Consider the following 12,469-nt stretch of genomic DNA (forward strand, 5'->3'; position numbering starts at 1 on the left):
ATGACTTGATGTATTTCGTAGAATCTTCTCGAGAGAACAGAAGATCTATTCTTGAGACTATTTTCAAGAAAGCTGTTTAATTATAAAATAAGAAAATAGTTTCCTGCTTAGAAAAGTCTGCTTTAGATATAACCATAGCCACCCGTCTCTATAAAAATCTCCCTCCCACTAATATCGACTACTTTTACTCCTGGAGTAGCGAAATATAGATTTAATATTCTTTTGTCTCCTTTGTTTAATTTTTTTATAATCTCTGCTTCTAGTTCGGATTTTTTCGGAATTTTGTGCCATTCAGGACTGATTGTGTAATCTACATCCATAAGCTCGAATCTTACATTTGCTGTCTTATAGCTCGAGTTTAAAACGTCCATTTGTTCATTGATTTTTTCTCTGGAGATATATCCGCCTTCTGGTTTTTCATCTTTAGCTATAACATGTACATATACTGGAACAAGGATTTTTGAATTCATCTCCCGAGCATACAATGGTAAATTCTTTTGTCTTTTTCGAGTGACTGATAACGCTCCATCGATCAGTAAAGCTTCTATCGCACTGATTTCTGGAACTCCGCAGACCAAAAAATTTTCTCCCGCAAAAGAAGAGGGGGACACCAGTATTAAAATTTTCAATATAGTTTTTTTTCACATATCAAAAACGATGGACCGAGCGATTGATATTGTCTTTTTTGTAAATAAAAAACCCAAGCTTTTAACTTGGGTTTCTTCAGCTATATTTAAACTTAGTTTAAATTAAATTTGTGTGTGAGTGTTCATGCTCATTTTGCGAGATCTACCTTTTCTTATAATTCCAAGGAGAACTCCTACGCCCACAAGCAACAATCCGCCTGCGGATAACATGAACGTTAAATCTTTTTCGTCATTAGAAGCCACAGATTTTTGTGGAGCCGGTGCTGCTGGAGGCGGCGGAGGTGGTGGCTCTACTGCAACAGTTCCTGCTGCTGCACCTGAATTTGCCATATCGTCTGGTAATGCAAAATCGTCTTGTGGGGCCGCTGGATCGTTAGCTGCAATCGGAGCTTCAGGAGTCGGCTCAGGCATTTGCGGAGCCTCTGGAGCTGGCGGCGAGGCAGTTTCTGCCATTGCTGGCACTCCCGCTGAACCCTCTGGCCAGTATCTTAACTCTGTACCCTCTGCAAGTTCGTCTTTTGAGTCTACTGCCATGTTTGTCGCCCAAACTTCTTTCCAAGAACCTTGGTCGCCCAATAAATTTTTAGAAATCACTCTGATATTATCGCCAGATTTAGCTACGTATGATGTTGGCGCCAATCCGTTATCTTCATAATAAGTCATCATTCTCTCAGCATCCTGAGGTCTTTTTGGTGAATTGTAATAAACTTTGTCACCAACTTTTACGCCGTTAGAAAGATTGGGATTAGCTTGCGTTAGTACCGCAGTTTGATCATTACCAAAAATCTTTTGACTGATTCCAGACAAGTCATCACCTGGTCTTGCGATATATACTGTATTTAAAAGTAATCCATTTTTGTTGAATGGAGCATCTGCGATCTTTTTTACTGGAATGAATTTTGGAGTTTCTTCATAAGATGAAGTTTCAGCAGCAGTGTCTGTTGGGGTTTCTGAAGCTGAGTTATCAAATGAAGCTTCTTCGGTTGGAGCAGAATCGCTCACTGACCCATCAGCCAATTCTGTACCTTCTGTCGCAGTTCCATCTTCAGCAACGATAGCTGAGCTGTCTTCCATTGTGTCTGCCGGAAGTTCTTCTGTCGCAACATCTGTAGATGGAGCGCTTTCTTCAGCAGCACCTTCTTCTACAACTTCTTCTTCACCTGTATCAGCAACAACTTCTTCATCGGCAGCAAAGTCATCACCCTCTTCAACTACTTCTTCACCTTCAGCCGACTCTTCGCTGACTTCTTCAGAGCCTTCTTCTGCGCTAGTGTCCCCAGTTTCTTCGCCCTCTAATTGAGAGTCTGCATCTGCTGCTTCAACATCTGTGGACTCATCGTTAGATGAAGTACATCCAGTGGTGTTAACCATTAACCCGAGGATTAGTAGTAGAGATAATAATTTTAGTTTCATGGGTAAATCTTCCTTGTTGCTTTTTATGTTTTGCGCAATTCTTACGAATATATATCGTCACCCTGCTATATTTTATTTAAGCACTATTTACATAATTCTCAAAAGATTTTTTTTCAGATGGGTCTAGTTAGCCTGACGTCAAGGTCCGAGGTGAAGTTTTGCTACTGCCCTTTAGTCACAAAATCAAATTTACAACCTGCTTTGATTTTGTTTTTCTTGAACCAACCTCTATTGGTTTCAAGTGCATAGACCGCGGGTTTTGAACTTAAAACAGGTTTTTCACTGAACGGCTCTAGATCGTAAGTGTCTATAAGTGTTTTATTTTTGTCTAAATACCCAATGCTAAGTGGAAGCTTTGTGTTCTTCATCCAAAATGACAAAGTTCTTTCGTTTTCAAAGACAAAGATCATCCCGTTATTCTCACCAAGGCTCTCTCTGCACATTAGTCCAAAAGCTCTCAACACATCATTGTCTGCTATATCAACGTCTAGTGTTTGATTGCAAATTTTTAATTTTGCCTTTTTAAACTGGGCTTTTAATATCATTTCGCATTTTGGTTCCTCCATGAACTGGGCTTTTGACAAGCTAGGAAATAATAAAAACATAAATATTGAGGCTAAAAAAAATTTCATACTAATGACATCCTAACATTTTATAGGCCAAACCGTACCTAACTCCACGACATGAAACAGTTACTGAATCTAGTTTACATATTTCTAATACATGTTCAAGAATCAATGCGCCTGCCATTATGACATCTGCTCTTGGAGCATCAATTCCCGTGAGTTTTTTTCTTTCCTCAATAGTTAATTCATGAAGTTTTTTGATTAAATCTTTTATATGTGTTTTTGTTAATTGAAAATTATCAATCACACTTGGATCAAACTCTCTTTTTAAATGCAAACTTGCTAGGGTAGTGGGGGTTCCCGCAACGGCTACCATTTCAAGATTTCCAAAATCCATGAATGGCATTTTTTCTTTTAAATAGTTTCTAAATTCTACTATTTCAAAGTCCCTTTCAGGATTTGATTTCAAAAAAAGTTCTGTCAGCCTTACACAGCCAACGTTAAAGCTTTTGGCTTTCAGCGAATCATTTGACCGATACGCAATTTCTGTAGACCCTCCGCCAATGTCGAGAACAGAGAAGTTCGGCTTCTTTGGTCTGCTAGAGAGAACTCCTAAATATGTATAGTCACCCTCGTTTTCTCCGCTAATAATTTCTATTGGAATTCCGTATTTCTTACCAAGGTCAAAGAATTTATCTTTGTTACTGACATCTCTTGCAGCGCTTGTCGCTACAGAAGCAATTTTTTCTACTTTATGTTTTTCAATTTGCTTTTGAAATTTTTGAAACGCAAACTCTGCTCTTTCTAGGGCTCCCTCTGAGAATGCTTTGTTCTTATGAACGCCTTCACCAAGCTTTACAAATTCTATGGTGTCATAAACTTCTTTAATGTTTCCGTTTTTATCTTTTTCGGCAATCAAGCATAAAAATGAATTTGATCCAAGATCAATCGCTGCAACTCTCAAAACTTGATTCCTTTTATTAACTCTTTGATCTTTTCATCTTTCATCAATTTTTCTTTTAATTTGTTCACTTCTTTTTTAATGATTTTTTTACCTTCGTCTTTGGTGTAGGCATGAACAACAAGCTCAATCATTTTTTCCCAGTTGATTTTTGGATTATCTATTGTCCCAATCACATCGAAAGGAATTTTTCCACGTCCGTCTGAAGACCTTAGTTCGCCAGGAACGTTGTCTAAGGGTAGTATAAAGTTTCCATCGATTTTCAATGCATTCTTTGTGTTAATGATGCCTGACGCTCGAACTTCGACCTTACTCTCTGGAATATCCATAAATAGTTCTTGGATATTCGTAATTCCGTTTTGCAAAAGAATTTTGCCTTTTAGCGTTTCAAATTTTTCATCTATATCAATATCTTCGATCATTTTTTTTGCTTGCGGAATACTTGCTGTTTTCTTTTCGAGTTCACCTTTGATTTTTTCAACCGGCCAAACTCCATTTTTCACTTCAAACTCAAAAATGGCTTTAAGACTTTGTGAGAAGTCCATCTCCAAGAAACTTGCTCCCTTGCCTTCAAAAATATTGAACTCCGTATTTTTTAGTTTTACTATAGATTCTTCTTTTAGAAAATCCGACTTGAATTTGTTTATTACTAGCTGTCTGTTATTAACAGATATTTCGTCTGCCAGAATTGCTATTTTTATTTTTTTGGCCCACTCTGTTGGATTTTTTCTTAAGACAGAATATGGCATTACAAGACTGAGATCTGTTAGATCGACTGTAATTTTGTCCTTAATGATTTTAAGAGTATCAATCTCAAGACTCACTTTACCAAATAAACTGAGAGAAATATCACCCATAGTGACTTTTGCAGCTAGATTTTTTTCTAGCGCATCTACCAAAATAGGTTTTATTTTTTTGTTGATATCAATGAATAAGGGGGCAATAGCCAGAGCAGATATCGCCAGTATCATTAAAACTACAAATGCGATAAATACTTTTTTCACCGAACTCATTCCTCCAAATTTCATTAATTATCCTTTCAGTTTTTTCTTAAGGAGATCGTTCAACATCTCGGGGCTTGCTTGGCCTTTTGACGCCTTCATGGCCTGACCCACAAAGAAGCCAAAGAGCTTATCTTTTCCAGATCTATAGTCATTCAGTTGATTTGGATTTGCCGTCATCACTTCATCAATGATTTTTTCAATCGCCGAGGTGTCTGTGATCTGCGTTAAGCCCTGGCTAGCTACGATGTCTTTTGGAGATTTTCCCGAAGTAAACATTTCGGCAAAAACTGTTTTAGCAATTTTTCCAGAAATTGTTCCTTTATCGATCATCATAATCATTTCACCAAGTGCTTCTGGTTTAATAGGGCAATCTGAAATTTCTTTTTTAGAGTTGTTCAGTTCTCTTAAAAGCTCAGACATAATCCAGTTCGATGCCAATTTTGCATTCCCGCAAGTTTTAACAACTGTTTCATAGTAATCTGCCATTTCTTTTTCGATTGTTAAGATCAAGGCATCATATTCCGGGAGAGAGTAGTCTTTTTGGAACCTCGCTGATCTTTGGTTCGGGAGCTCCGGCAGACTTGTTTTGATTTTTGCAATGTACGCTTCATCAAATTTCAATGGAATCAAATCTGGTTCCGGAAAATATCTATAATCGTGAGCCTCTTCTTTAGATCTCATTGAGAAAGTTTTATTTTTTGTCGAGTCGTACAATCTTGTTTCTTGAACAATAGCTTGTCCTGCTTCAATGGAATCAATTTGTCTTTCGATTTCATATTGAATGGCTTTTTCAATAAATCTAAATGAGTTGATATTTTTTAATTCTGTTCTGGTCCCTAGCTTTGTTTCGCCTTTTTTGCGAACACTCACATTGCAATCGCATCTCATCGAGCCTTCTTCTAGATTTCCGTCGCAAACGCCGAGATATCTTAGGACTGAGCGAACTGTTCTTGCATATTCCGCAGCCTCTTGTGGAGATCTCATATCTGGTTCAGACACGATTTCTAAAAGTGGAACCGAACTTCTGTTTAAGTTTACGAGTGTGAATTCTCCGTGGTGCGTAGACTTTCCCGCATCTTCTTCGATGTGCGCTCTTGTGATTCCGATTTTCTTCTTCTCACCATCCAATAGAATTTCAATATGTCCATTTCCACAAACGGGCTCATCGAATTGAGAAATTTGATATCCTTTAGGTAAATCTGGATAGAAATAGTTTTTTCTTGAGAAAACTGACTTTTGATTCACTTTACAATTGAGCGCAAGTCCTGTTTTCACAGCAAACTCTACAACTTTTTCATTCAAAACAGGCAGAGCGCCAGGCATCCCTGTACAAACCGGACAAGTATTTTCATTATCACCACCGCCGTATCTCGCAGAACATCTACAAAATAATTTTGAATTCACCAAAAACTGCGCGTGGATTTCTAAACCTATGACTGTTTCGTAATCACTATATGCCATCGACCATCCCGCCTTTCATTTTCATATCTACTTTCAGATTATTTTCAAGAGCCTGAGAAATATTAAAGATTGTTTGTTCTTTAAAGTGCGGGGCCATAATTTGTATTCCAATAGGTAGGCCGTCTTTAGATAATCCGCCTGGAATGCTCATTCCCGGAAGACCCGCAAGGTTTGTCGACGTTGTAAAGATATCGTTATAGTACATTGAAAGAGTATCTTTGATTTTTTCGCCCACTTTGAACGCGGTTGATGTTGTCACTGGGCAAATGATGGCATCACAACCTGTGAATGCTTTTAAAAAATCATTTAAAATGATTCTTCTCACTTGCGATGCCTTTTTGTAGTAAGCATCGTAGTAGCCGCTTGAGAGCGCAAATGTACCAAGCATGATTCTCTTTTTTACCTCTGTTCCAAAACCATCTGATCTTGTTTGGCTATAAAGCTCATTTAAATCCTGAGAAGGAACTCTTAATCCGTAACGAATACCATCGTAACGAGATAAGTTGCTCGAAGCCTCGCTTGTCGCCACAAGATAGTAAACCGGAACTGCAAACTTTGTGTGAGGTAAAGATATTTCTTTAAATTTTGCACCCTGGGATTTTAAGATTTCAATGGCGTTTAAAACTACAGATTTAATTTCTGGATTTAAATCTTCACCAAAATATTCTTTTGGGATGCCGATGGTTACCTTTGTCATATCTGGATTGATGTCTTTTGCAAAATCTGGAACCGCTTCTGCTGAAGATGTTGAATCCATTTCATCAAAGCCTGCAATCGAAGTTAAAATTTCTGCTGCATCTTTTGTTGAGCTTGCAAGCGGTCCCGCTTGATCTAGAGATGAAGCGTAAGCAATGATTCCATAACGGCTTACTCTTCCATAAGTGGGCTTGATTCCATAAAGTCCGCAAAGACTTGCTGGCTGCCTGATAGATCCACCTGTGTCAGTTCCCATGGAGCCAAAAACATATCTCGCTGCCTGAGCTGCTGCTGCACCACCGCTCGAGCCTCCAGCAACGTGGCCCTTTCTCCATGGATTTTGTACAACTCCATAGGCAGAGTTTTCGTTACTTGAGCCCATGGCAAATTCATCGCAGTTTGTTTTTCCAACGATGACAGCGCCTTCTTTTTCAAGTTTTTGAACCACGGTTGCTGAATACTGAGGAATAAAATTATTTAAAATCTTTGATGCTGCTGTAGTCTTGAGACCTTTTGTACAGTACATGTCTTTTACGGCAATTGGAACTCCCGCGAGTCTTCCAACTTTTTCGCCTTTTTTAATACGCGTATCGATTTCTTCTGCTCTTTTCATGGCAACGTCATTCATTGTGATGAATGCGTTGATGTCTTTGTCATATTTCTTAATTCTTTCTAAAGATTCTGTAACAACATCTACTGATCTTGTTTTTCCGCCCTGAATTTGATCACGAATATCTAGAAGGGTTTGATTTAAAAATTTCATTTTTAATCTCCTCCCACTACAGGTGGAACTTTAAATAAGTTTCCGCTTCTCTCTGGAGCATTTTTTAGAATCTCTTCTGTCGTCACAACTCTCTTCACTTCATCTTTTGCAGTGTGGGGAGTATGAGTTGTTGGGGTGACCAGGGGTTCGATGCCTTCCGTTTTGATTGAACTCAACTCTTCAAAGTGACCAAGAATCATTGATAAATGGTTTGTGTAAAAATCAACTTCTTCGGAAGTGAGCTTGAGGCGAGATAAGCGCCCGATTTTTTCTACTTCTTTTTTGTCCATGCTAATCCTTTTTTGGCTAAAATTTTAGCCAAATTACAAGACGACAGAGTAACCTTTTCCGAATAGGAATTCATCTCAGTGCGCATTGCGTTGCTTGTTTATTTTTCGTTTATTTCTAAAGGGGATTGGAGTCTTATGGTCCCCGACGGGAAACATATGAAAAAGGTACAGCCTAATCTTACAAAAAGATACGCCGAGCTCATCGAAGAGATTCAGGTTCATGATACAAACTATCATGTTCTAGACCGTCCTACGATTCCAGACCGCGAATATGATAAGCTCTACGCAGAATTAAAAAACATCGAAGAGGCTCATCCCGAAATCATTTCAGAATTGTCTCCAACCCAGAGGGTCGGTGCTCAGGCTCTTGATAAGTTCAAAAAAGTAGCCCATAGAAAACCCATGCTTTCGCTTCAGAATAGTTACTCCGAAGAAGACATTCTGGCTTTTGATAAAAGAGTGAAAAAGGTTTTAGCTTCGGAAAAAGACATTGAGTATTTTTGCGAACCCAAACTGGATGGCCTTGCAATTGAATTAATTTATGAAAACGGAACATTGGTTGGCGCACTCACACGAGGCGATGGAACAACTGGCGAAGATGTTTTTTCAAATATCAAAACCATCAAATCTATTCCTATGAAATTAAAAACATCAACCCCTCCCAAGCTCGTAGAAATTCGCGGTGAAGTTCTAATGCAGAAAAAAGATTTCTTAAAGCTGAATGAAGAGCAGCAAGAAGAAGGCGAGGTTCCCTTTGCCAATCCTCGAAACGCGGCCGCAGGAACAATCCGACAACTTGATCCAAAAATCGCAGCCGCAAGACCTTTGAGATTTTATGGTTATTCTCTTGGGGCCTTTGAAGGAATCCAATTCAAATCTCAAGACTCTACTCAAAAACAATTCAGAGATTGGGGAGTTCCGACCGTTGCAGAAGAGATTATCTCACTTGTGGATAAGGCTGATGGAGCTGTGGATTACTATAATAAAATTAAAAAACTTAGAAAAGCTTTACCCTTCGAAATCGATGGCATTGTTGTAAAAGTAAATGATTACAAACTCCAAGATGAATTGGGTTTTATCTCAAGATCTCCGAGATGGGCCAATGCTGCAAAGTTCGAACCCGACCAAGCTGAAACACAAATTGAAAAAATCGTTGTTCAAGTCGGAAGGACCGGCGCCCTCACTCCGGTTGCAATAATGAAGCCTGTTGTTGTTGGCGGAGTAACGATAACCAACGCCACTCTTCATAATCAAGATGAAATTGATCGCAAAGACGTCAGAGAGCAAGATTTTGTTATCGTACATCGAGCGGGCGATGTGATTCCTGAAATCGTTGAAGTATTAAAAGATAAGCGCGAGAAAAAAAGTAAAGCTTATTATATTCCAAAAGAATGTCCGGTGTGTGGATCTGAAGCCACTAAAGTCGAAGGCGAAGTGGTCTTAAGATGTCCCAACCCACTTTGTGATGCCAAACTAAAAGAATCTCTAAAACATTTTGTTTCAAAGCGTGCAATGAATATAGAAAAGGTCGGAGACAAACTCATTGACAGTTTTGTAGACAACAAATTGATTGGTTCCTACTCGGATCTTTATAAAATTAAAATCGATCAGGTTTTAGTTTTAGAAAGACAAGGCGAAAAATCTGCTCAAAACATTATCGAAAGCATCGATAGCAGCAGAAAACCCAGTCTATCAAGATTCATATACGCTCTAGGAATCCGTTTCGTCGGCGAGCAAACAGCTAAAATTCTCGCCCATCACTTTGGACTCTTAGATAAATTTCTAAAAACAAATTTAGAAGAACTCGTCGAGATTGATGGTGTCGGACCAAAGGTTGCTCAATCCATCATCGACGCAATTTCACAAGATTCCTTCAAAAAAGAAATTCAAAAGATAATTAAAAATGGCGTAGACATCCAAGGTGAGGAAAAAAAAATTTCTTCTGAAAGATTTAAAGGCCTCACGTTTGTAATTACGGGCACTCTACCGATGGATCGCGATGAAGTTAAAAAAATAATCGAAAGCCACCTGGGAAAAACCAGCGGATCCGTGAGTAAGAAAACTAGCTATGTCTTAGCTGGTGAGGCTGCAGGAACAAAACTCGATAAAGCGCAAGAACTCGGAGTTAAAGTTCTATCTTGGGAAGAGTTTCAAAGCTTGCTTGCAGAATAATTCTTCCCAGATCTAATATACTTTAAAGGCAGCTTGAATTTTGATTTTTAATTCGAATCATTTGTTTTTTACGCTGTTCACATAAAATTCTAACATGTCTGTGATTAATACACATATTATTACAGTTCAAAAAGGTTTCATACAATAGTGACTCAACATCACTTATTAACGCTTTATCTTTACACTCGCCTATGAGCGTATTCCAGAAATCAAAAGTCTCCTCTACGAGATCGTAGGCTTTATTACAAGCTTCATTGGGTGAAATGCCTGAAGCCTGTGATTCATAAGAAATTAAAAAAGCAATCAAAGCGATAAATATTTTACTCATATCAGAATCCTTTTGTTATCATTTGGAACGTTGTTTAGACATATAGAGATAAAGTATGAGGCTGATTAAAATTCATGCTTTTTTAGGTTACTTATAATTTTTCTATATCGAAAACACTTCCAGAATTGTGTAAAATCATCATCATATCTATAAAAGAAAAAAGGCGAGTTGTTGCTCGCCTTTGTGAATTCAATTTTTTAATTTATAATTCTATAAATGGTCGATGTTGATATCGCGAGCCATAACGGTTTTTCTGCCGTCGTTTTTTGCGCTCTCGATTCCACGATCACAAAGTGCCTGAACAGCTTTGCTCAATACATCAACGGTTTCTGATGAAGTGTTGTAAGTTGCTTTTTCTTTGATGTACTTTTTAACTTTGCTAGTTACTACTAAAACGTCCGCCATAATATTTCCTCCAAAACGCTCATAAGAGCTCTTATTTCAGAAATTAAAATATACTCGAATATATTCGTTTTGAAGCTAATTTTAACGAAACGTTAAGATTTGTGTCTTTGACGCAATCCGCGCAGCAATTGCTGCGGTGGGTTTCCAAAAGTTGACGGGCACCTTTTAGGAACTAACCTGAATAACGGTTGGAGCATCAGCATCTTGGGGAGGTTTTCCGCTTTTAATTTGATATGAATCGCCACGGATAAATTCTCTGAGCTGAGCCGTTCTTTTGCCGTTCTCGCCTGGCTCAATCCAAATGTATGTCTTCTTGCCAAAAGGTTTCGTGCACTCCACATCTAGAAACGCGGGAGTCCAACATCCTGAATTCAAATGTTCTACCTCGCCAATGAACTCATGACGAGCGACATGTGTGTGACCATAGATCACACGTTTTACTTTTGTGATTCTTGAAGACACACTCAAAACCCATTCATTGGGTTCTTTTACCGAACTCACATCGGAGTGAATTGATTTAGCGTAGAAGACAAAAAACGGAACCAAAATAAACAACGGAATGAACATCCAGAAAAATGAAAAGTCATAGGCGAGTTTAATAATAGTAAAAATTTGGAAGATAAAAATAAATCCAATAAGCACGATGAACGCACGATCAAGCCACAACTCTCTCGCTAGTCGAATCGGATTACTCGCAGCAGGATTCGCCGCCAACTCTTTGAGTTCGCGAACCATTCTTGGTGTTGCGTTTGCTTTTTCGGCGATGTCATTAACTCGATCCTCTGTAGTGAGTGGGTCTTTTAGCTCGGGCAAAAGTCTATCGAGTAATGATTGAAATAAAACTAAAATAGAAGACCAAAACCATGTCCACATGATGAGCGGCTGAGTTCTGATTAAATATTTCGTGAAAAACTTAATATAATCCCCAAAACTCATAATGAAATTCGAATCCACGTGAGGATTAAAAAAGCCCATGCCGTTTGTCATGTATCTTCCCGCCAAATCCCCGAATGGAAGTCTTAATTCCACGCGGTTAAATTTTTGCACAAGTGGGTGAATTGGATTTTGGCAAAGACAGTAGGGATCGTATTGGTTTCCGTGCTCAATAAGAGTGTCTTCATTGCTGATGTAAAACCATTCGCAAAAACGTACTCTTTTTTCTTCTTCTTTTGTTAAATTCAAAGAATAAATAATATCTCTCTGGACCTGGTGGTAGTGAAGCTCTAAATCGTGATTCCCAATGATGATGACAACTTGGTTTCCTCTTTTGATGAATTTTCTTAAAGCCTCAATGAATAATGGATGCTCGCTCAATATTTTTTGTATTTTATAAGAGGCTTTTTCTTCTTCGGGATATAGTCCCCTGATTTTTTCTAGCCATGTAATTCTGTAATGAGCATCTTCAGGATAAGACATCACCGCATCGAAATCAAAAATGTCTCCATTTAAAATCAACTCGGCTTTTTCACTGCCTGTCTGCTCTTGAATGTATTCGAAAAAATCACTGAGCGTGTCGTCAAAAAAGAATTCCTTGCTCTTAAATTTTTTCCAAAGATCACCAGACGGATGCTCGGGCTCTGCTTCCGTTAAATGAATATCGCTTATAATCGCGGTATATTTTGCGTGTTGGAAAGGATTGTTGTTGTCCATGTTGTTTCTATTAATTGTATCTGTATGTCTCAAAGTAGAACAGTACAATTTGGTTATACAATTTGACGGCACAACGAGCAGTATATTTATACCGCAAATTTTGTCATGAATTG

Annotated in this window: 12 protein-coding genes; 1 reads left to right on the top strand and 11 read right to left on the bottom strand. The window is 38.3% G+C overall.

The genetic code is table 11. The features are described from left to right. Positions 1-122 precede the first annotated feature (122 nt). From V4596_04345 to gatC, 8 genes are all read right to left on the bottom strand, one after another. Positions 123-629 (bottom strand): hypothetical protein, encoded by a 507-nt coding sequence (locus V4596_04345; GenBank protein MES2768354.1) that lies wholly within the window; start codon positions 627-629, stop codon positions 123-125. A gap of 120 nt (positions 630-749) precedes the next feature. Then, the gene (locus V4596_04350) at positions 750-2,060 is read right to left on the bottom strand and encodes a hypothetical protein (GenBank protein ID MES2768355.1); all 1,311 of its coding nucleotides are present in this window, start codon (positions 2,058-2,060) and stop codon (positions 750-752) included. 161 nt (positions 2,061-2,221) lie between these two features. Then, positions 2,222-2,692: a DUF192 domain-containing protein gene (locus tag V4596_04355; GenBank protein ID MES2768356.1), complete on the bottom strand. Its 471-nt coding sequence runs from the start codon at positions 2,690-2,692 to the stop codon at positions 2,222-2,224. A 1-nt stretch (position 2,693) separates the two neighbouring features. Further along, positions 2,694-3,590 carry a Ppx/GppA phosphatase family protein gene (locus V4596_04360; protein MES2768357.1) on the bottom strand — a complete coding sequence of 299 codons (897 nt, stop codon included), beginning with the start codon at positions 3,588-3,590 and terminating at the stop codon, positions 2,694-2,696. Continuing rightward, entirely contained in the window at positions 3,587-4,615 is a 1,029-nt protein-coding gene (locus V4596_04365) for a hypothetical protein (protein ID MES2768358.1), read from the bottom strand. Before V4596_04365 ends, V4596_04360 begins: the two co-directional genes overlap by 4 nt. A gap of 3 nt (positions 4,616-4,618) precedes the next feature. After that, positions 4,619-6,052, bottom strand: coding sequence for an Asp-tRNA(Asn)/Glu-tRNA(Gln) amidotransferase subunit GatB (gene gatB / locus V4596_04370; protein MES2768359.1), 1,434 nt, complete (start codon positions 6,050-6,052; stop codon positions 4,619-4,621). Next, entirely contained in the window at positions 6,042-7,511 is a 1,470-nt protein-coding gene (gene gatA, locus V4596_04375; protein ID MES2768360.1) for an Asp-tRNA(Asn)/Glu-tRNA(Gln) amidotransferase subunit GatA, read from the bottom strand. Before gatA ends, gatB begins: the two co-directional genes overlap by 11 nt. Positions 7,512-7,513: 2 nt before the next feature. After that, a complete protein-coding gene (gene gatC / locus V4596_04380) occupies positions 7,514-7,801 on the bottom strand; it encodes an Asp-tRNA(Asn)/Glu-tRNA(Gln) amidotransferase subunit GatC (protein MES2768361.1) in 288 nt (95 codons plus the stop codon). A gap of 156 nt (positions 7,802-7,957) precedes the next feature. Between gatC and ligA the strand changes: the two genes are divergently transcribed. After that, on the top strand, positions 7,958-9,973 hold the full coding sequence (gene ligA / locus V4596_04385) for an NAD-dependent DNA ligase LigA (protein ID MES2768362.1): 2,016 nt from the start codon (positions 7,958-7,960) through the stop codon (positions 9,971-9,973). A 22-nt stretch (positions 9,974-9,995) separates the two neighbouring features. Here the strand turns inward: ligA and V4596_04390 are convergent, their stop codons facing one another. The 3 genes from V4596_04390 to V4596_04400 form a co-directional block, all read right to left on the bottom strand. Then, complete coding sequence (locus V4596_04390; GenBank protein ID MES2768363.1) at positions 9,996-10,301, bottom strand: hypothetical protein; 306 nt, start codon at positions 10,299-10,301, stop codon at positions 9,996-9,998. Between the two features lie 210 nt (positions 10,302-10,511). After that, a complete protein-coding gene (locus V4596_04395; GenBank protein MES2768364.1) occupies positions 10,512-10,706 on the bottom strand; it encodes a hypothetical protein in 195 nt (64 codons plus the stop codon). 165 nt (positions 10,707-10,871) lie between these two features. Further along, positions 10,872-12,389, bottom strand: a complete 1,518-nt coding sequence (locus V4596_04400; protein ID MES2768365.1) for a metallophosphoesterase — start codon at positions 12,387-12,389, stop codon at positions 10,872-10,874. Positions 12,390-12,469 lie beyond the last annotated feature (80 nt).

It is taken from the genome of Bdellovibrionota bacterium (assembly GCA_040386775.1).
In the GTDB taxonomy this organism is placed as follows: Bacteria; Bdellovibrionota; Bdellovibrionia; order Bdellovibrionales; family JAEYZS01; genus JAEYZS01.